This is a genomic window from Nocardia arthritidis NBRC 100137 (genome assembly GCF_001612765.1).
GTDB lineage: Bacteria > Actinomycetota > Actinomycetes > Mycobacteriales > Mycobacteriaceae > Nocardia > Nocardia arthritidis.
Genome location: NZ_BDBB01000005.1, coordinates 174584 through 193528, shown reverse-complemented (window position 1 = coordinate 193528; position 18945 = coordinate 174584). Strand labels below are relative to the sequence as shown.

Genomic DNA, 18945 nt, shown 5'->3' with positions numbered 1-18945 from the left:
ATGATGACCACCACCGAAATCGCCGAACTCCCCGCGATCGAACGAACCGTGCGCAGCGGCGAATTCGGTCTCGCCGTCTACGAATACGGCGACCCGGCCGCCGAGACCGTCGTGCTCGTGCACGGCTGGCCGGATACCCATCACCTCTGGGACGCGGTCGTGCCGCGGCTGGCCAGGCGATTCCACGTCGTCGCCTACGACACCCGCGGGCACGGCCGTTCCACCCGTACCCGGCGCACCGCCGACTTCCGGCTCGATCGCCTGGCCGCGGACTTCTACGCGGTCGCCGACGCGGTGAGCCCCGACCGGCCCGTACACGTGCTGGCCCACGACTGGGGTTCGGTGCAGGTGTGGGAAGCGGTGTGCGAGCCGCGCGCCGCCACCCGGGTCGCGTCGTTCACCTCGGTGTCGGGGCCGAATCTGGACCACATCGGCAAGTGGATCCGCCACAGGCTGGCCCGTCCGACCCCGCGCAACGTGTGGCAGCCGTTCACCCAGCTGCTGTCGTCGGCCTACACCTTCTTCTTCATGACTCCCGGGCTGCCGCGCGCCGCCTTCGGCCTGGCCGGGACCGAACGAGTGTGGCAGCGGGTGGTCTCGATCATGAACGAGACAGCGCCGTCGAACGTGCGGCTCGGCCCCACCTTCCGCGCCGACATCGTCGACGGCCTGTTGATCTATCGCGCGAACATCGTGCGGCGCATGCTCGCCCCGCGCGAGCGGCGCACCGAGGTGCCGGTGCAGCTGATCGTCGCCGGACGCGACGTCGCCGTGCGTCCCGCGGGATTCGACGACGAACACAAGTGGACCGGGCGGCTGTGGCGGCGGGATGTGCCCGCCGGGCACTGGATGCCGTTCTCGCATCCGGAATTGCTGGCCACCGCCACCGCCGAACTGATCGACACGCTCGGCGGCTCGGCGGCGCCCCGGACGCTGCGCCGCGCCGAGGTGGGTCGCACCGGGCGGCCGTTCGACGATCAGCTGGTGGTCATCACGGGCGCGGGCAGCGGTATCGGCCGCGCGACCGCGCTCGCCTTGGCCCGTCGCGGGGCCGAGATCGTAGTGTCCGACATCGATCTCGCGGCAGCGAAGGAGACCGCCGAGCTGATCGCCGCCGAACACGGTGTAGCGCATGCCTATCCGCTCGATGTCGCCGACGAAGACGAGATGCGGGCGCACGCCGCGACAGTGCTGGAGACCCACGGCGTGCCGGACATCCTGATCAACAACGCCGGAATCGGCCAGGCCGGGAAATTCTTCGAGACGTCGGCGGCGGAGTTCGACCGGGTGATGCGGATCAACCTCGGCGGCGTGCTGAACGGCTGTCGCGCGTTCGGTCCGGCTATGGCCGAGCGCGGCCTCGGCGGGCATATCGTCAACCTCTCGAGCATGGCGGCCTACAGTCCGCAACAAGGGTTCAGCGCCTATTCCACCAGCAAGTCGGCGGTGTTCATGTTCTCCGACTGCCTACGGGCCGAAGTGGCCGGGCGCGGGATCGCGGTGCACACCATCTGCCCCGGCATCGTGCACACCGACATCGTGCGGCGCACTCGGTTCTCCGGTGTCAGCGCGGAGGAGCAGCGGCGCAAGCAGGAGCGTTACGACAACCTCTACCGGATGCGGCGTTACGGCCCGGAGAAGGTGGCCGAGCGGATCGTGCGCGCCATCGAGGGCAATCGCAGCGTCGTGCCGGTGACGCCGGAGGCCCACCTGCAGTACCACTTCGGGCGGCTCGCGCCCGCCGTCGTCCGATTCCTGGCGGCGCGGGTGAAGCTGACCTGATCAGGAGGCGCGGGCACGGGCGAGTTCGGCCTCCACGGCCACCACTCGCTCGGGCTCGACGCCCCACGGCTGCTCGACGCCGACCCGGCGGTCCAGATCCCACAGCACGCTTTCCTCGCCCGGAGCCGCCACGAGCGACCACGCCACCACCGTGCGGCCGAGCTGCTCCGCCATGCTGCCGTGCGAATCGACCGGGGGCCCGGCGCCTTCCGGGAAGTGGTGCAGGAAGCGGCCGTAGGCGATGGCGCAGAACTCCGCATAGCGCTTGGTGCACAGGATGAACCCGTGCCATGCCTCGTCCACCGCGTGCGACGGCATGCCGATCACCTGGTCGTCACGCATGGCGGCGCCGCAGCACAACAGCCACTGCCGCAATCCCTTGTCCACCAATTCCCGCGGCTGCCATGGGCAGGTCTTGTAGACGGCCTCGGGCAGTTCCAGCGCGTCGACGGCGGCGCGCACGGTCGCCAGGTCGATCTCGCGCGCAGGAGATCTATGGAACCTGAAGTTCACCACAGTTCACTGTACGTGCGCGTCGATAGGCCGCTACCGTTCTGACATGAGCGCACTCATCCTTCTGTTCATTCTTTTGATGGTGCTGCTCCTCGTGGCGGTTCCGATCATCATCGTGGTGGTCGTCATCCGCTCGCAGCGCAACCGGTTCCTGCCGCCGCCCCCGTATGGTGGGTGGGGCGTCGGGAATCGGAGCGGGGGATATCACGAGGGGGGTTCCACGGATCCGTTCTGGGCGGCCGGCGGCGCCGGTTTGATCGGCGGGTTCGATCAGCCGAGCGGCTGCGGGGGCGGACATCACCACCACCACGACCATCACCACCACGGCAGTAGTTGCGGTGGTGGGAGCGGTAGTAGTTGCGGTGGGGGCAGTAGTTCCAGTTGCGGTGGGGGCAGTAGTTCCAGTTGTGGTGGGGGCAGTAGTTCCAGTTGTGGCGGAGGTTCCTGACGCACGATTTGACCTCAACATGCCTCGAGGTTTCATGCTGATCTTCGTCGATAGGCGGCAAGGAACGACGAAGGGTGTGTCATGAGGGCTGTACAAGCCAGTGAGTTCGGTGGGCCAGAGGTGCTCGTGGTGCGGGAGCTGCCGGAGCCTACGGCCGGACCGGGGGAGGTGGTCGTCGACGTGGCTGCCGCGGATGTGATGTTCCTGGACACTCGGCTGCGTTCCGGCTGGGGCACCGACTTCTTCGCGATCGAGCTGCCCTACGTGCCCGGCGGCGCGATCGCCGGTGTGGTGGCGTCGGTCGGTCCGGGCGTCGATCCGTCCTGGGTCGGCAAGCGAGTGTCGACGCCCACCGCGGCCAGCGGCATCGGCGGAGGCCTGCCGATCGGCGGATACGCCGAGAAAGCAGTGGCCAAGGCGGACACGCTGGTGGCTTTGCCCGAGGGGCTGACTCCGGCGCAGGCCGTCGCGCTCACCCACGACGGCAGGACGGCGCTCGCCGTGTTCGACCGCGCCGCCGTCCAACCGGGGGAATGGGTGCTGATCACCGCCGCGGCCGGCGGGCTGGGCGTCTTGTTGATCCAGCTCGCCCGCGCCGCGGGCGCGAACGTCGTCGCCGCCGCACGTGGCGCCACGAAGCTGGAACTGGCCGAGCGGCTCGGCGCGACCGCGGTGGTCGACTACTCCGCGCCCGATTGGGCGGCCGAGGCGCGCGCGGCGACCGGGGGAGCGGGGGCGCACGTGGTGCTCGACGGTGCGGGCGGCGGGCTCGGCGAGGCCGCCCTCACGGTCGTCGCGGACGGCGGGCGCTTTCTCGGATACGGCGCTGCCGCAGGTGAATTCGCCACACTGGACCGGGACGACGCGGCGGCGCGCGATGTCACCGTCTACGGGCTGTTCGACATCACCGGTTCGGATGTCGATTGGCAGGCGCTGGCCCGGCGCGCCCAGGACGAGGTCGCCGCGGGGCGCTTGGAGGTCGTCATCGGCCAGACCTTCCCGCTCGACGAAGCCCATCGGGCGCATGCCGCCATCGAGTCCCGAGCGGCCGTGGGGCGCACTTTGTTAACAGTGTGAACAAAGCGGCGAACTGGACAATTGACGTAGTGCGAGGTCCCGGTGACGGCGCTAGGGTGCCGGGGTGGAGACTCTGCTCGTCGTCGGTATCGTCATCGTGGTCCTCGGCTTCGTCGTCGCTGTCGTGGCGTTCGCCAGCCGGCCACCCAAGGAAGCCGAGCTATGGGACGACCATGACGACGCCGACGACTACGAGGACGACTGGGACGAGGACTATCGCGAGGACTGACCCCGCTGCGCCGGGGTCAGCACCACGACCGCGATGGGCCGCTTGGTCAGCTTCTGATAGGCGCTGTAGCGACCCTTGTTCACCTTGTCGACGAGCGCCCACCGCCGGGCGTACTCGGGATCATCCGGCAACGTCGCCCGGGCCCGCACCGTCAGTTTCCGCCGCCCGACCTGGATCTCGCACTCCGGCCGCGCCTTCAGATTCGCCAGCCACCCCGGCGGTCGCGGCGACCCGCCGTTGGACGCCGTCACCAGATAATCCCCGCCGTCGCGCGCGTACGTCAGCGCCGAAGTCCGCTCCGCGCCGGACTTACGCCCCACCGTCCGCAGCAGCAGTGTCGGATTCCCCAGCAGCAGCCGATGCCCCACCAGCCCGCCGCTGTTCTCGTACACCCACTGATGCGCCTTCAGCGCCTTCGTGAACAGACCGGCCATACCTGACCCTCCAGTAAGTTTCCGAAGCCTCCACCCTAAGCCAGGCGACTGGTTTCCACCCCGAAGGACCCGGTAGCATCCACAACGCTCGCGGTTCTCCGCGGCACGGGGCGGTAGCTCAGTCGGTTAGAGCCGTGGACTCATAATCCATTGGTCGCGGGTTCGAGCCCCGCCCGCCCCACAAATGGTACTTGACCAGCGGAAACGCTGAACGCTACAGCCGAGTTGGTCCAGAACAGTGCTCCATCAGCAATGTATTTTGCCGGTAGAATCCGGACATGGGGATGGATTTGGACGACATCAGAGAGCTTGCCGAGGACTTCGCGACGGAGCTGCGTCGCAAGAACCGGAGCAAGCAGACCATCGACGGCTACCTCACCCGAATCCGGTACTTCGCCGACTACCTTCAGGAACGCGAGTTGCCGACCACAGCGCCGGACATCACCCGCGCCCATATCGGCGGTTACATCGAGGACCTACTCACGCGACCCAATCGGCGCACCGGTGAGCCGTTGTCACCGGAGTACGCACGCGGCCAGTACCGATCGCTGCAACAGTTCTTCAAGTACCTCGCGGCCGAAGAGATCATCGACTCGAATCCGTTCGACAAGATGAGCCCGCCTGCGGTCCCTGATCAGCAGGTGCCCGTGCCGAGCATGGACGCGGTGAAAGCTCTTCTCGCAGAGTGTGATGGCGCTGACTTCGCCGACCGACGCGATAACGCCATCATCCGGTTGTTCGCCGACACTGGGATGCGGTGCGGCGAACTCGCACCGCTTGAGGTGGACTCGCTCGACTTCAATGAGAACACGGTGCTGGTGATCGGCAAGGGCGGCCGACCGCGGACGTGTCCGTTCGGTGACAAGACCCGAACGGTGCTGCGGAGATACCTCCGGGTGCGTGCGAAGCATCCGGGCGCGAAGAACGACAATCCGGCTCTGTGGCTCGGTTACCGAGGAGTGATGACCGACTCCGGTATCCGCCAGATGCTCGAGCGTCGATGCGACGCGGCCGGCATCGAACGTCTGCATCCTCATCAGCTCCGCCACTTCTTCGCGCATACCTGGCTCGACAGCGGCGGCCAGGAGCAAGACCTCATGATGCTCGCCGGATGGCGATCGCGTCAGATGTTGTCCCGCTATGGCGCCGCGGTCGCGGACAGTCGAGCGAAAGCAGCGCACCGCCGGGCGCGGCTGGGCGACAAACTGTAGGGCCGTCCGGACGGCGCAGTCAGGGGCAACAGCAGGTCATGGGGCAAGGCGATACGGTTGCCTGTATGACCGATGACTTCGTTGCGTGGGCCGCGCAGCTGGCACGGGATAATCTCGTCGGCATGTCTCGGCGGTGGCAGCACGTCCAAGGCGTTGCTCGGCATGCTCAGCAGGCCGTCGATGTGGTTGACGACGGCGACCTATTGCTGGCTGCGGCGTGGCTGCATGACATCGGCTACGCGCCGTCGATCCGTGAGACCGGATTTCATCCGGTTGATGGCGCCGAGTTCCTGCGGCGTGAGGGCGCGCCGGAGCGATTGTGCGCTCTCGTCGCCAACCATTCGTGTGCTTGTGTCGAGGCGCGCAACCGCAATATCGAGATCCGCTGGCCGGATGAGCAGACAGCACTCCGCGACGCGCTGTGGTGGGCGGATATCACGACGACCCCAACCGGTGAGACGACGGATGTGCTCAGTCGCATTGCCGAGGTCCGCGAACGGTACGGCCCGGATCATGTCGTATCCAGGTCGTTGGCTGAGGCGGCGCCTGAGCTGATCGAAGCAGTTGACCGTACCGAGAAGCTGTTGCGTGAATAGTCGGCTGTTCGTCGTCTGTCACGTGTAATACGGCCGCGCTGAAGGAGTCAGGCCCCGCTCGATACGAAGCGCGATCGATGGATGGACGTCCAGAGACGAAACATCGCTAGGTGCAACCCATCTGACTTCCTTCGACTCCGAACTAGTTCGGAGTTCGCCTCCGATTGGGTCGGCGCGAAAGCAGATCGAGAACTCCTGACGGACTTCACCATCGTCGTATGCGATGACGTGCTCCGGATTCGAGAATATTCCGATGAGGTCGGTCACCTGCACATCGATCCCGGTTTCCTCTTTGACCTCTCGTACGAGCGCCTGTGTGACCGTCTCGCCCGCTTCGAGCCCGCCCCCAGGGATCGAATAGTGATCATTGTCGGTGCGGTGGATCATCAGGATTCTGCCCTGTGAATCGCGCACAAATGCACTAACGGCGACCTTGACGCTGTTCGGCGTGGGTGCGTCAGGGTCGTGGAAATAATCGATCCGGGCCATGAACGATCACCTTTCGGGGGTCGCGTTCGACCATACGTGCTCGAAGCTGGTCATATACGTCTCGAACATGTCGCCAGCGGGCAACTGGCGCAGATGAAGCGCGGGGGCGTGCGCGCCCGGCAGCCCGTAGACATGCATGTTGACGATCATCTCGTTGTCGAATCGGAACACCGAGTTGTAGAGCGTCGTGTCGTGGTATCGAAGCTCGACGCCCTCGATCTCGGCCAGCGGCTCGATCAGTGCGAGTGCGTTGTTGATACGCGAGGGCACGGTGCCTGCCGCCAGGCGTTCCTCGGCGCTCCGCTTGTCGGCTTCCGCCGCGGTCGGGCGACCGAACAGCAGTCGAACCTTCAGCCCGTCGCGTGTCTTCTTGCGCAGGGTTCGTGTGAATTCGGGCTCCTCGGCAAGGAACAAGCCCGCGAGCACGAGGACGTCGAGTTGTTCGCTCGTGCTCGACAGCAGCCGCTTCCACAGGTCACTTGGAATTGCACTGCGGTGTGGGTAGACCGTCAGGACTTCCGATTGTGCAACCTCGACCTTCCGTTCTGGCGCGAGAGCGTCCGGCCACAAGTAGTTCTCGGTTTCTCCGACTAGCGCGGCGACGGCATGCCGGTGCTTTGGGTAGGGCACGCGGCCCTTCGTGATCCACCGTTCGACGGTCTTTGGCTCCACGCCGACCTTGTCCGCGACGTCCGGGATGTCGAGGCCAGCCTGCTGCATCGCATTGCGAAGGCGTTCGTTCGCCATTTCGCCTCCAATTTCAGGGACGTCTAGGGACTTCTTCAACGGTACCTGAGACGTCTGGACAAGTCCACCTATGCGGTGCTTACGCCCGAAGTTTCGGCGAAAAGTGGGGAACTGCAACGTATTTCCCACTTTTCGAAGGAGCGGGCATTGATGGACAAGGCTTCTACTGAGGCCCGGAATCTGATCAGCCTCAAGACCGCGGCGGCGCTCGTCGACGTCGACACGAAGACGATTCGAAACTGGATCGCGGCCGGTGATCTCAACGGATTCAGGGTGAACGGACGCCTGCTGCGGGTCGAGCGTGACGAGCTGCTGGCGCTGATTCGGCCCGCCGCGACCGTCATCAACGGCGGTGTGGCATGAGCACCCCCGTCGAGCGGACATTGCAGGCGCGGATCGCCGCGCACGAGTCCTGGGCGAAGACTTCCGATCGCGCGGCGCGCACTGCGAAGGCGCGGGCGGCGATGACAAGCAAGTTCGACCGCATTGTCGACCCGGATGGGCTGTTGAGCCCGGAGGAGCGTGCCTACCGCGCTGATCAGGCTCGGAAGGCTCATTACACGCGGCTCGCGTTGAAGTCTGCGCAGGTCCGCCGCCGTCGCGGTCGTAGCCGCAAGGGCGGTGAGTGCTGATGCGGGCGCGGACGTTCATTCTTGCGGTCGCCGCCATCGCGGTCGGCTACCTCGTGCTGACTGCGCCTGAGGTTGTCGGGTTCACGGTGATGCTGCTGGGCGCCATCGTGTTCTGGCGGTCATCGAGGCGATGGAAGGTCCGGCGATGAGCGCGCCGTGGCGGCAGGACCCGCCTGTTCAGGGTTACACGGTCACGCATTTCGACCGCCGTGGTGGTCATAACCCGTTGCATTCGATGGCTGGTCCGGAGTTCACCGGGACCAGTGCGGTGTTCGCGCCGCTGGGGCTGTTGCCGCCGATGGTGCGGCTGGCTGCGTTCTGCGTGCTGCTGCTCATCGGGATGGGCGGGTGCACGGCGGCGTGGATCGATCAGCAGGACTATGTGCCGTCGCCGAACATCTGCCGCCCGCTGAACGCGGGGGTTCCGCCGGAACCGGCTGGGTCGTGTGTGCCTCGTTCGCAGCTGCCGTCGCAGGTGGTGACGCGATGAGCACTGAGAACGAGCGTTGCCGCGAGCACGCGGAGTTGGAGGCGGAGTTCCAGCGCCTGGACACCACTCTTGGCGTGTTGAGCGACATGCTCGACGGTGCTGTCGAGTCTTCGCGGGCGAAGGACTGGACCGGCATCGCGTTCGAGAGGTCGCGCATCGCACAGACCGACGCGATCAAGCAGGTCCATGCCGAGCAACGCGCGGTCTGGGATCGGCTGCTGGATTACCGGCACGGCCCGGAGGTGGCGGCCCAGATCCGAGCCCGTGTCGCCGAACGGGATGCCGAGCAGCGGCGTGCGCAGTGTCCGGAGCGGTCGCGATGAGCAGCCGTTTTCATGATCCAGACGGCCGCCGGTTCGGTATTCCGACCTGGCCGTGGGGTTTGGCGCCGCAGCATTTGCGGACCCGTCGTCAGCTCGCGCGGGAGGGCAAGAGTCCGAGTGGTGAGTACGAGGCGCAGGTGCTGCGGGCGCGGGGTGGGTCGCGAGGGCCGCTGAAGGCACACCTGTATGACGCGGAATCGGCCGTGCCGAAACGAGTCTCGACCGAAGCGCAGCTGGAGGCATTGCAGCTGGCGCGGTGGACGCGCTCGGCGATGGCCGCGGAGCGGCGAGGGGTGGACGCGACGGAGATGCGCGAGTTCATTGCGCAGGCCCGCACCGATATCGCCGAGCGCCGCCGCGGGTCTGGTCACAGCCGCAGTTCGCGGCAGGGAAGGGAGCGAACCCGATGAACCACAAGAGGAAGGGCGTCGACCGCTACACCGCGTTGGAGCGTCGCCACCGTGCCCAGATCGTCGGCGGGTTGCGTGCTCAGGGCATGTCCTACCGGCAGATCGGCGAGCAGCTGGGTATTTCGCTGGCTCAAGTCGAGTCGTGCCTGGGTGAGGCGACGCGGCTGCGTGAACAGGGGCTGACGAAGCAGGAGATCGCCGAGGAGATCGGCATCCCGTACGGGTCGTTGGGCCGGGTGCTGGCGGTACAGGGCAGTAAGGGTCTGTCGGCTCAGCAGGACGCGGCGCTGGCCGCGCTGGTCGACATGCACGGGATGCAGGTCGATGTGCTGGCCGAGTTCATGAGCTTCAGCAGCCTCAGCAGCGCCTACGACCTCGCCGACGCTCTGCTGAAGCGGCGGATGGTGCATCCGCTGCTGTCGGTGCAGCGCGGCCGGGCGTGGGTGTACCCGAGGCGTGAGGTGGCCGAGCGGTATCTGGGGTGGCGGCCCAAGGACTGGAAGCCGCCGCTGATGTACGCCAACCATTACCGCGCCGTCGCTCAGGCGCGGGTGATGCTGGTCGGTTCCGACCCGCAGTTGTGGGTGTCGGAGCGGGTGCTGCGCCGCCGCGCCGAAGTCGCTGCCGCGGAGTCGAAGTCCGGGCACGTGGTGTTCAGCGACGGCCGGACCCCGCGTAAGGGACGCCCGCACGTGCATGACGGGCGGTTCCTCGGCGAGGTCGGCGGTCAGCACGGCTGGTGGGCGCTGGAGATCGAGCTGAGTGCCAAGGACCGCGTCCACATGGACACCGCGCTTGCGGGAGCGATCCGCGCCGCGCGCGACAGCGAGGACGAGGCCGTGATGGGCCTGCTCTACCTGTGCCGTTCCCAGCGCGTCATGAACACCGTCAATGCCGCCTACCAGCGGCTTCCCCGCGAACTCGCCGCGGTTGAGCTGCTGTTCGCGATCGGCGACTTCGACGAGGAGTGGAGCCAATTCCTCACCCGCCGAAACCAGGGCCGCGCCGCCCGCAAGACCCGGCGCACGAACCTTCTTCTCACTCAGGAAGCGTCATGAGCAACTGCCAGCCGATCATCACTCCCCAGGACTGCCACCCCAACGGCAGCGCACAAGTCCCCACGACCGGCCAGCCGGACGCGCCGCCAGTGGAGCCGGGCGCCGGTAGCGGCCCGCTGGCGCCGCAGGCACCGCCGATCCGCCACGTCGAAGGCTGGGATCTGCCGACGCTGGACTTGTCCGCGGTCGGTGACGCGGCCTCGACAGCGACAGTGTGCGGTGTCGTGATCGTGGCGATGCTGGTCATGATCGTCGCGGTCGCGGCGCGGTGGCCGCTGGCGCCGCACCGGTTGCGCAACTTCGCGATCGGGTCGCTGCTGCTGCCCGCGGCGTCCGCGATGGCCGGCGGATCGTGGATGACCCCCGCTTCCCTGTTGTGGTCTGGTGCGGCGCGGATTGCCGAGGGCGACCTGGGCGGGCTGCGCACGATGGTCCTGCTCGGTACCCCGGTGGCCGCGCTGGCGGCGACGTACTGGTGGGCGTCGTTCGTGCACAAGACCAACACCGTCGGGTTGAAGAACCTGGGCCGCACCGAGCGGGTGCAGGCGGCGCTGGCCGCGCGGCAGTTCGCCGGGGCCGCTCGGTCGGCTCGCTCGGTAGGTGCCCCGTTCACCACAACGGACGGGATCGTGCTGGGGCCGCTGGCGGACCGGCGCTCGGCGAACCCTCTGGGTTTGTGGTCGGAGCTGACCGCGCGGCATCAGGCGTGGATGGTGGTGCCGCACAAGGAAGCGCGTCGCCAGATGGCCGCGTTCGGCACGACCGGTTCGGGCAAGACGGAGCTGATCAAGCGGTACGCGGTCGGGATGCTCGAATACGAGTGGAACGCCTGGCAGCGGTGGAAGGACGTGCCGGGCATGCGGGGCAAACACCCGCGCCCGCTGCTGGTGGTCGTGTCCTGCAAGGGCGGCAACGACGACAAGGTCTTGGGCCACGAGTTGCGCGCGATCGCACAGCGCCGCGGGATCGCCGCCGACCGCATCGCCGAGGTTCCCCACGGCGCCCGCTTGGACGTGTGGGCGATGCGTGCCCGCGATCAACGCGCCGTGCTCGGCGACATGCTCAACGCTGGACAGGCGTCGACGTCGGAAGGCCAGCACTTCGACGAGCTGCGCCGCCGCATCGTCTCGCTCGTTGTCGATGCCCCGGCCGGGCCGCCCCGGTCGAGCGGGGAGTTCCTGGAGCGGCTGAATCCCGAGACGTTGCTGGATTTGTGGGGCAACGCCCCGGACGTGAAGCGGATGGTCGAAGCCCTTCAGTCGGAGAAGGTCGACCAGCTCGCCGACATGCTGATCAAGGCATCCAACCTGTTCGACAGCCTCCAGGGTGAGGACGGGCGGATGGTGTTCGACGGCGGTGTCGACCTAGACGACCTCGACGTGCTGTATGTGACCGTGCCGGGCCTGGACAAGGACGCCGCCCGCGCCCAGGTCGCCGCCATTCTGCGGATGCTGATGCAGCGCGCGGCCCGCACCGCCAAGGACCAGCGTCGCAGCGTCACCTTGATCATCGACGAGCTGAGTGCGCTCACCACCGGCCAGGGCTCGATCGGGCTGGAAGAGGTGTGCGAGCGGGGCCGCTCGCAGGGGGTGAGCGTGCTGTTCGCCGCCCAGAGTCCAGAGGGTGTCGCCGGGGATCAGTGGGCGCTCGACCGGATCTTGAAGTCCTGTGCGGGTGGGGTGCTGCTCGGCTACGTCGAGAACGCCGGAGAGCTGTGCAAGCACTTCGGGTCGGTCCGGCACATGTTGCCGTCGCGGCACCTGATCAAGGGCCAGCGCACCGGCGACGAGGGTCAGGTGTCGGTCGGTGAGAAGTGGCTGGTCGACCCCGACCGCGTCCGCCAGTTCGACACCGGCCAGTTCGTCTACGCCAAGGCCGGCCGCGCCCAGTTCGGGCACGTCGTGCCCGTCGACCCCGCCACCGTGCGCCCGTTGCCCGGCACGACCAGCGCCGATCCCGAGATTGAGGCCGTCACCGCCGACGTGACTGCCTGACCCCCATTTCTCCGAAACCGATTGAGAGGCAAGCCCATGCGCATCATCCGACCCCACGACGACAACGACGACGAGGGCCAGCGGCGGCCCGAGCCCGCTGCGGCGCCGACCGATCCCGCGATCGCGGGCGAGCTGTTCGCCGACGAAGTCGAGGACTGGCTGGCCGGTATCGCCGACCTCGACACCGCCCCAACCACCGCACCCGCACAGACCGAACGACCCACCGGAGACACCAAGCCGGTGCGCCGGGCCGCGTTGACCGTCGTGCCCGACCTCGACGACGAACCCACCGAGCAGGCCGCCGCCGCGGTGGCGCCGGTCCCGGCGCGGTCCCGGGCGCAGACCGCGCGGCGCACCGCAGCAGCTTCCGCCGTTGTGGTCGGTGCGGCCGTGACCGCCGGATGGGGTGAGGGGCCGCTGGTGGTCGGTCCGTTGGCCGTCTACGGCGGCGCGTGGGTGGCCTACCTGTGGTGGAACGCCGCCCACCGCCCGCCCCTTCCGCAGGCCATCGGCACCGTCACCGCCGGTATCAGCCACGCCGTCGCCGCCGTCGCGACCGCCATCGTCGGACTGCTGCGCGCCCTGGTCGAGCGCATCGACCGCGCCCGCACCCAGCACGAGACCAACCGCACCACCACCAACTCCCAGGTCCAGTGACCACCACAAGGAAGGAAAAGCATTGAGCACCAACAAGATTCCTGACGAACCGATTCGGACTGCACCCGCTGAGCTGTACGGGCGCCTGCACAACGTCGACGACCGGCTGACGCAGCTGCGCCGCGAGATCAGCGAGATCCAGCGCGAGTACGCCGCCCTGCGCCGCCACCCCGACGCGTTGGCGGTCGACAACCTCGGCGACCCGCTCGACCCCGTCGAAGCCACCTTCCGCGCGGAAACCGCGCTGGCGATGGCGGACGAGAAGTTGGACGCCGCGGGTGTCTGGCTGTCTCGCGCCCGTGGTCGGTACGCGACCCGCCTCAAGCTCACCGACACCGCAGCCGACGAACTCGACCGCCGACGCAACCGCGTCGAGCGGACCCGATGAACACCGAAAACACCCACAAGAGAGAGGGATTCACCGCAATGACCGACCGTAGCCCTGAGGACGAGATGATCGCCGAGGCCCGCAAGTTCGCGCGATCGCTGCCGGAGCTGACCCGCCTGCACGCACAGGCCCGCAACTTCTTGGAGCGCCGCAAGATCCGCAAGGAGATCAGCCGGACGCTGCGCCAGCAGCGCCGAGAAGCAGAGGTGATGCGCAAGCACCAGCTGACCTGGACCAGCCAGGCCATCGACCGCTACCGCGTACACGTCCAAACGGTCGCCGACCGCGCGAACGACCCGCGCGTGGACCACGAGCGGCGCGCCCGCGACGCTCACGCACTGGCAGAGCACCGCAACCGCCTGGCCCGCGGCTTCATCGGCAACGAGCACCTGACCCGCACCGAGCAGGGCATAGCCCTCGACGGGTTGGACTCGGCGACGATCTTCCCGCATTTCAAGGTCGGCAACCTCTTCGCCAAAGCGCACAAGGTCCGCGGCATCGACGCACTGCGCTACCGCGCCCACGTCGCCCGCGAGACGGTCAACGCCCGCCAGCGCACCGAGGTGGAGCGTGAGCAGGGCTGGCAGCAAAGCCTGGACGCCGCGCGCCGAGCCAACGCCGAAGAGTCGCTGCTCGCACGTATCGACGCCGCCCAAGCCCACCGCCACCGCTACACCGCGGAAATGACGTGGACCGACCCGGACGGCGGGAAGCTCACCGAAACCCGCTCCTTCGCCACCGAGCACAGCGCCACCAGCTGGTTGCAGCGCAACATCAGCGGCACATCGTGGTCGGACGGCACCACCCTGGCAGTCGAGACCCGCGACACCCTCAACACCGCGAAGCAATACGTCGACTACGGCCGCCCCGAGACCGTCGCCGACCAACTCGCCGCACGGGAGACCGTACTGCGGGAGCGGACGTTGTCCGGGCAGGTTCACCACGAGCACGTCGAGCAGCCCGCCCGGCAGCGGGAGAACACCGACCGCGAACGCCCACCCGAAACCGCCGGTGTCGACCGGCTGGCACAGGTGCAGCGCCAGTTGAACGACATGGCCGCCGACCGCGACCGGCTGGAAAACCGGGTCGGGATGCTGCAACGCGGCCTGGATTCGGTCTCGGCCGACCGCGACGAGATCCGCCGCAAACTCGACTCCGCCGAAGGGCACATCGAGGCGCTGAAGAACCGCAACCTGCGCCTGTCCGCAGAGGTCGACGCATTGCGCGCTCGGCCGGGCGTCGAGCAGCTGACCGCCGAGCGCGACCAGCTCAAGCAAGAACGCGACGAAGCGGTGCGCAAGCTCGTGCAGTCCACACCCGAGCACGAGCGCTACGGCAACCGCTCACACCGCACCGCCGCCAACGGTAACGGCGCGAGCCAGGAGGAGCCGAATCCGACGCTGGAGGAGCTTCGCAACTCCGTACAGCCGGGCAATGACACCGGGCCGGTGGGCAAGCGCGCCAGCTACCTGCGCGACCTCCCCGGGACCGGCCGCGAGCAGGCCGGTCCGGACACCCAGTCCTGGCCGCGTCCGGAGCGGAACGGCAACGGCCGCAACGGTATCGAGAGGAGCCGCTGACATGGAACGCGAGCACGAGGAAGCGATGCGCATCGAGTTCGCCCGCTACACCCAGCTCGGCGAAGACATGCACCAGCCGCAGGCCACCGACGCCGACCGCGACCGCATCACCGCCCAGCGCCGCGAGATCGGGCAGCGGTGGACCGACGGCCCGCACGCCGAGCACTGGGGCTACCTCGATGACGCCTACGAGGATTGGCGGCGCTCGCCAGAACCGATGTTCCGGCTGGTCGACAACATCGTCCACAACGACGGCGCCGGAGCGACAGAGCTGCAATACCGCAGCTTGCACTCGTTGCATCTGGCGATCCGCGACAGCCAAACCGTGCGCGACGCCTTCCACCGCCACACCAACCCCGACATCGAACAGCAGCCCGCACGCAGCCGCGGCGTGCAGCGGGGGCGGTGAGTCATGCACATCGAGCACGAGGAAGCGATGCGCGAAGCGTTCGCCGAGGTAGACCGGCTGTCGCGACTGCGGGACCGTCCGGGCGCCAGCGAGGCGGAGATCCACAGCCTTTACGCCCAGCAAGAAGCTATCGACCAGGGGTGGCGCAATGGGCCGCATCCGGGGGAGTGGAAGTACCTGAAGGACGTGCACGACTTGTGGTCGCGCTCGCCCAGCTCCATGCGGCGGATGCTGTCCTCGCCGGGCGCCGATTCATTGGACGAGGTGCAGCGGCGCAGTATCGAGCAGGCCCGCATCCTCACCGCCGCTCAGCGGCCCGAGATCGAGCGGGGGCGGTGACGATGACCGAACAGTCACCGCAGCAGGGCCGTTCGTACGAGGTCGTCACCGCGGCGTTGATTCGCCGGGTGGGCCCGGCCAAGTGGCCGCGGGAGCCGCAGCAGTGGACGAACTACCTGTGCCCGGTGCACGAGGGCGACGGCCACCACCACAACCCCAGCCTGGGTGTGCGGTATGACCCGCGGCAGGGCAAGACGATGGTGCGCTGCTGGGCACGCTGCGACGACCAGGACGTGCTCGACCGCATCGGGTTGCGGGTGCGCGATCTGTGGGATCGGCTGCCCGAGCGCACCAACCAGCAGGGTTCTGCTCGTCGGCCCTACGCGGGCGGCGGGCGGCCCGCCCGCCCGGCCAGCGTCGCCTCGCCGGTCGAGAAAGCCATTCTCGCGGCTCGGTTCCCATTGCCCGCCAAGCGGGATCTGGGTGCCCAGATCGGGGAGCCCGAGGCGGTCGACACCTACGTCTACCGGTGGCCGGGCGGCCGCGTCGAGGGCGCGGTGGTGCGGCTGCACACCCCGCACGAGCACGGGCACGCCAAGAGCTTCTACCAACGGCGCTGGACCGGAACCGAATGGGTGAATACCGGCTTCGCTCCGCTGCCGTGGCAGCTCGCCGACGTGCGCGAAGCGCTCGACACCGGCCGCGAGTTGTACGTGTGCGAGGGCGAGAAGGACGTGCAACGAGCCAGCCAGGCCGGGCAGCTCGCGACGTGCAACGCGATGGGCGCGGGGAAGTGGACCGACGACCACGCGCGCTGGCTGCGTGGCGCTGGCCGGGTGATCGTGATCGCCGACCGCGACCGTCCCGGCTACCGCCACGCCGCCCAGGTCGCCGACTCCCTCGCCGACCGCGTCGGCGAAGTCCGGGTGATGCAGGCCCGCGACGGCAAGGACCTCTGCGACCACCTCGACGCCGGACACGACCTCGACGAACTGGAACCGGTCCACTACCTCGACCGGCCCCGATCCCAGCGCAGCATCCACGACCTGCACCCCACCACGACCAGCCGCGGCCGGCCCGACCGGACCCGCGCCCGCTGAACACCACAACAGGAAGGACCCATCCCTCATGAGCAGCAACACCTTCGGACAGCGTTTCCGCCGTGCCGCACGCCCCGCGTCGGCGTTCACCAAGACCAGCAAGCCCGGAACCACCGTCTACGGCCGCATCATCGCCGCCGTCGAGGAACCCAAGCTGAAGTTCGGCGGCGCGCCCGGCGAGGTCGAACTCGACGAGGACGGCCAACCGGTAATGCAGACCGTCGTCACCCTCGACACCGGCGCCGGACCGCGCAACCTGTACGTGTCCTGGCGCATGGAACAGGCCATCGGCCTGGCGCTGGAGAACTCCGGCAGCGAGGACTTCGAGATCGGTGCGACCCTCTCGGTCACCTACACCGGACCCGACCCCGAGTACTCGCGGGCGCGGCTGTTCACCGCCGTCTACACCCCGGCCACCGCGAGCAAGGGTGCGTGAGCCGTGACCGGACTCGACTCCGGTGCGGACGTGGTGCGCAGCAGCGATCCTGCTGCGCACCGCAGCCCACCAGCCGATGCACAGGCCGGTGCACGGACCCGCGAGCAGGTGTCGGCGATCCGGTTCTTCTGGGGTGAATTGCTGTTGGTCGCCGCGATGTCGATCGCGGGCAACCTCGTTCACGCATGGATCAACGCACCGGACGGCAAGCAGCCGGTCGCGGCGTTCGTCGCCAGTTTCCCGCCCATCGCGTTGCTCGCAGCAACCCACGGCGTCGGGCTGCTCGTCCGAGCCCAGAACAAGGCACACCTGGCGTACTGGGCTGTTGTCGCACTTACCGCCGCTATCGCGGTAGGCGCGTTCCGGCTGTCGTTCGACGCCCTGCGGGAACTGTCGATCCAGGTCGGGATGAGCGAACACCTGGCATGGCTGTTCCCGCTCATCATCGACGGCGCCATCGGACAGGCCACCGTCGCCCTGCTCGTGCTCGCACGCACCGACCACACCAGCACCGAACCGGCGGTGCGCACCGAGCCGGAACCAGTGCAGCAGCCCGAGCCGATACGCACCGTGTCGGTGCGTGAAGTCCACACCGAGACCCGGTCGACCTCGACCGAACTCACCGCACAACAGGCACCCCCGGAGCTGCGCACCGCCGAACAGACCGCGATCGAAGCCCCTACGCACCACGCACCGACGCCCGGTGCGGAGGTCGACCGGTGGGCGCGGGTCGCCGAACTGCTGTGCAGCGCTGACCCGTCCGGGCGGCGTGACCCGGAGAAGGTGACCGAGATCCTGCGCCTGCGTCACGAACAGAACTGGTCGCACGCGCGCATCGCCGAACACGTCAGCCTCAGCTCGTCCTCGGTGACCCGCACACTCACCGCGGCCCAGGAACACATCCAGGAAGGAATCCACCAGTGACCAGCGTGGTCCACGTCCGATTGTCCGGCGATGCCGACGCCGTCGCGGCGGTGACCGCGATGCTCACCGCCGCCGGATTCGACATCCGGCTCGGCGAACGCACCTACCCCAACCGCAGCGGATCGGGCGTCCGCGCCTACGGCGAAATCGCCGTCAGCATCGGCAGCGTCGGCACGTAGCCAGCCGGATAGCATCGCGCACAACCGCATACGAGCAGGCCCCGCTGGCGATGCCAGCGGGGCCTATTCGTGGTCTCAGGGGCCGGAAACCGATCCGGATCTGATTCCGACCTGATCCGGACCTGATCCGATTTTGATACGACTCCGAATCCGATCAAAATCGGATCAAAGGACGCGAGAAAGATGCGCTGAGCTGGGGTGTTTGGCGTCGTCTCCCTCCCCACCCGGCCGACACTCTCTATGGCTTCGCTGTTCATAGAGAGTGTCGGCCGGGTGGGGAGGGAGCCAACACCAAACAGTTCGAGGAAGTCCAGGAGGAGACCACAAGGAAGGGGAGGGGAGGACCACAACGAAGGGCGGGGGCGGGTGGTTTCGTCAGGTGCGGACGTTGTGTCTAGAGCTGCGCCGCTGCGGTGGCGTGTTCGCGCGCGGAAGCGCGCTCAGTGCTGTGCGGGAGTCGAGAGCGCGAATTACGTTGGATGGCAAGCGCATTTACCGACAGCAGGTCTGCGTGGCGCGCCAGCACGTTGCCGTGCGAAGGAGTGGGACCACAAGGGGAT

At 67.9% G+C, this 18945-nt stretch carries 27 protein-coding genes and 1 tRNA gene; 23 read left to right on the top strand and 5 right to left on the bottom strand.

The genetic code is table 11. From position 1 onward, the window contains the following. The gene (locus NA8_RS05020; RefSeq protein WP_063049166.1) at positions 1-1782 is read left to right on the top strand and encodes an SDR family oxidoreductase; all 1782 of its coding nucleotides are present in this window, start codon (positions 1-3) and stop codon (positions 1780-1782) included. Here NA8_RS05020 and NA8_RS05015 read toward each other — a convergent pair whose 3' ends face one another. Both NA8_RS05015 and NA8_RS34540 read right to left on the bottom strand, forming a co-directional pair. Then, entirely contained in the window at positions 1783-2295 is a 513-nt protein-coding gene (locus NA8_RS05015; RefSeq protein ID WP_439957362.1) for a UCP032817 domain-containing protein, read from the bottom strand. A 315-nt stretch (positions 2296-2610) separates the two neighbouring features. Further along, positions 2611-2748: a hypothetical protein gene (locus NA8_RS34540; protein WP_174550043.1), complete on the bottom strand. Its 138-nt coding sequence runs from the start codon at positions 2746-2748 to the stop codon at positions 2611-2613. Positions 2749-2824: 76 nt separating this feature from the next. Here NA8_RS34540 and NA8_RS05010 point away from each other — a divergent pair, with 76 nt between their 5' ends. Together NA8_RS05010 and NA8_RS33475 are read left to right on the top strand one after the other, a co-directional pair. Continuing rightward, positions 2825-3820: a zinc-binding dehydrogenase gene (locus NA8_RS05010; RefSeq protein ID WP_063049164.1), complete on the top strand. Its 996-nt coding sequence runs from the start codon at positions 2825-2827 to the stop codon at positions 3818-3820. Positions 3821-3884: 64 nt separating this feature from the next. Continuing rightward, the gene (locus NA8_RS33475) at positions 3885-4049 is read left to right on the top strand and encodes a hypothetical protein (RefSeq protein ID WP_157106537.1); all 165 of its coding nucleotides are present in this window, start codon (positions 3885-3887) and stop codon (positions 4047-4049) included. Here NA8_RS33475 and NA8_RS05005 read toward each other — a convergent pair. Then, on the bottom strand, positions 4034-4483 hold the full coding sequence (locus tag NA8_RS05005) for a nitroreductase/quinone reductase family protein (protein WP_063049163.1): 450 nt from the start codon (positions 4481-4483) through the stop codon (positions 4034-4036). The genes NA8_RS33475 and NA8_RS05005 overlap by 16 nt on opposite strands. 107 nt (positions 4484-4590) lie before the next feature. Between NA8_RS05005 and NA8_RS05000 the strand changes: the two genes are divergently transcribed. The 3 genes from NA8_RS05000 (at position 4591) to NA8_RS04990 (ending at position 6290) form a co-directional block, all read left to right on the top strand. After that, positions 4591-4664, top strand: a tRNA-Ile gene (locus NA8_RS05000). 97 nt (positions 4665-4761) lie between these two features. After that, positions 4762-5694: a tyrosine-type recombinase/integrase gene (locus NA8_RS04995; protein WP_063049162.1), complete on the top strand. Its 933-nt coding sequence runs from the start codon at positions 4762-4764 to the stop codon at positions 5692-5694. Between the two features lie 65 nt (positions 5695-5759). Further along, on the top strand, positions 5760-6290 hold the full coding sequence (locus tag NA8_RS04990; protein WP_084466549.1) for an HD domain-containing protein: 531 nt from the start codon (positions 5760-5762) through the stop codon (positions 6288-6290). 18 nt (positions 6291-6308) lie between these two features. Here NA8_RS04990 and NA8_RS04985 read toward each other — a convergent pair whose 3' ends face one another. Both NA8_RS04985 and NA8_RS04980 read right to left on the bottom strand, forming a co-directional pair. Next, on the bottom strand, positions 6309-6779 hold the full coding sequence (locus NA8_RS04985; RefSeq protein ID WP_063049161.1) for an NUDIX hydrolase: 471 nt from the start codon (positions 6777-6779) through the stop codon (positions 6309-6311). A gap of 6 nt (positions 6780-6785) precedes the next feature. Next, entirely contained in the window at positions 6786-7526 is a 741-nt protein-coding gene (locus NA8_RS04980; protein ID WP_063049160.1) for a helix-turn-helix domain-containing protein, read from the bottom strand. Between the two features lie 75 nt (positions 7527-7601). Between NA8_RS04980 and NA8_RS04975 the strand changes: the two genes are divergently transcribed. The 17 genes from NA8_RS04975 to NA8_RS04900 are packed head-to-tail and all read left to right on the top strand — an operon-like array spanning position 7602 to position 18385. Beyond that, a complete protein-coding gene (locus tag NA8_RS04975; protein WP_218019403.1) occupies positions 7602-7889 on the top strand; it encodes a helix-turn-helix domain-containing protein in 288 nt (95 codons plus the stop codon). Then, entirely contained in the window at positions 7886-8158 is a 273-nt protein-coding gene (locus NA8_RS04970) for a hypothetical protein (RefSeq protein ID WP_063049159.1), read from the top strand. The genes NA8_RS04975 and NA8_RS04970 overlap by 4 nt, the downstream gene beginning before the upstream one ends. Beyond that, the gene (locus NA8_RS33470) at positions 8152-8307 is read left to right on the top strand and encodes a hypothetical protein (protein WP_157106536.1); all 156 of its coding nucleotides are present in this window, start codon (positions 8152-8154) and stop codon (positions 8305-8307) included. The genes NA8_RS04970 and NA8_RS33470 overlap by 7 nt, the downstream gene beginning before the upstream one ends. Then, positions 8304-8648 (top strand): hypothetical protein, encoded by a 345-nt coding sequence (locus NA8_RS04965; RefSeq protein WP_157106535.1) that lies wholly within the window; start codon positions 8304-8306, stop codon positions 8646-8648. The genes NA8_RS33470 and NA8_RS04965 overlap by 4 nt, the downstream gene beginning before the upstream one ends. Next, positions 8645-8971 carry a hypothetical protein gene (locus NA8_RS04960; protein ID WP_063049157.1) on the top strand — a complete coding sequence of 109 codons (327 nt, stop codon included), beginning with the start codon at positions 8645-8647 and terminating at the stop codon, positions 8969-8971. The genes NA8_RS04965 and NA8_RS04960 overlap by 4 nt, the downstream gene beginning before the upstream one ends. Next, on the top strand, positions 8968-9381 hold the full coding sequence (locus tag NA8_RS04955) for a hypothetical protein (protein ID WP_157106534.1): 414 nt from the start codon (positions 8968-8970) through the stop codon (positions 9379-9381). Before NA8_RS04960 ends, NA8_RS04955 begins: the two co-directional genes overlap by 4 nt. Further along, entirely contained in the window at positions 9378-10439 is a 1062-nt protein-coding gene (locus tag NA8_RS04950; RefSeq protein WP_063049155.1) for a hypothetical protein, read from the top strand. The genes NA8_RS04955 and NA8_RS04950 overlap by 4 nt, the downstream gene beginning before the upstream one ends. Next, positions 10436-12433, top strand: a complete 1998-nt coding sequence (locus NA8_RS04945) for a type IV secretory system conjugative DNA transfer family protein (protein WP_063049154.1) — start codon at positions 10436-10438, stop codon at positions 12431-12433. Before NA8_RS04950 ends, NA8_RS04945 begins: the two co-directional genes overlap by 4 nt. 36 nt (positions 12434-12469) lie before the next feature. Beyond that, on the top strand, positions 12470-13090 hold the full coding sequence (locus NA8_RS04940) for a hypothetical protein (RefSeq protein WP_063049153.1): 621 nt from the start codon (positions 12470-12472) through the stop codon (positions 13088-13090). A gap of 22 nt (positions 13091-13112) precedes the next feature. Next, entirely contained in the window at positions 13113-13478 is a 366-nt protein-coding gene (locus tag NA8_RS04935; RefSeq protein ID WP_063049152.1) for a hypothetical protein, read from the top strand. A gap of 38 nt (positions 13479-13516) precedes the next feature. Further along, positions 13517-15058 carry a coiled-coil domain-containing protein gene (locus tag NA8_RS04930; protein ID WP_063049151.1) on the top strand — a complete coding sequence of 514 codons (1542 nt, stop codon included), beginning with the start codon at positions 13517-13519 and terminating at the stop codon, positions 15056-15058. A 1-nt stretch (position 15059) separates the two neighbouring features. Further along, positions 15060-15467 carry a hypothetical protein gene (locus NA8_RS04925; RefSeq protein ID WP_063049150.1) on the top strand — a complete coding sequence of 136 codons (408 nt, stop codon included), beginning with the start codon at positions 15060-15062 and terminating at the stop codon, positions 15465-15467. Between the two features lie 3 nt (positions 15468-15470). Further along, positions 15471-15806, top strand: a complete 336-nt coding sequence (locus tag NA8_RS04920) for a hypothetical protein (protein ID WP_063049149.1) — start codon at positions 15471-15473, stop codon at positions 15804-15806. 2 nt (positions 15807-15808) lie between these two features. Then, complete coding sequence (locus NA8_RS04915; protein ID WP_063049148.1) at positions 15809-16846, top strand: toprim domain-containing protein; 1038 nt, start codon at positions 15809-15811, stop codon at positions 16844-16846. A gap of 28 nt (positions 16847-16874) precedes the next feature. Then, on the top strand, positions 16875-17282 hold the full coding sequence (locus NA8_RS04910; RefSeq protein ID WP_063049147.1) for a hypothetical protein: 408 nt from the start codon (positions 16875-16877) through the stop codon (positions 17280-17282). A gap of 3 nt (positions 17283-17285) precedes the next feature. Next, the gene (locus NA8_RS04905; protein WP_063049146.1) at positions 17286-18206 is read left to right on the top strand and encodes a DUF2637 domain-containing protein; all 921 of its coding nucleotides are present in this window, start codon (positions 17286-17288) and stop codon (positions 18204-18206) included. Continuing rightward, the gene (locus NA8_RS04900) at positions 18203-18385 is read left to right on the top strand and encodes a hypothetical protein (RefSeq protein WP_063049145.1); all 183 of its coding nucleotides are present in this window, start codon (positions 18203-18205) and stop codon (positions 18383-18385) included. The genes NA8_RS04905 and NA8_RS04900 overlap by 4 nt, the downstream gene beginning before the upstream one ends. Positions 18386-18945 lie beyond the last annotated feature (560 nt).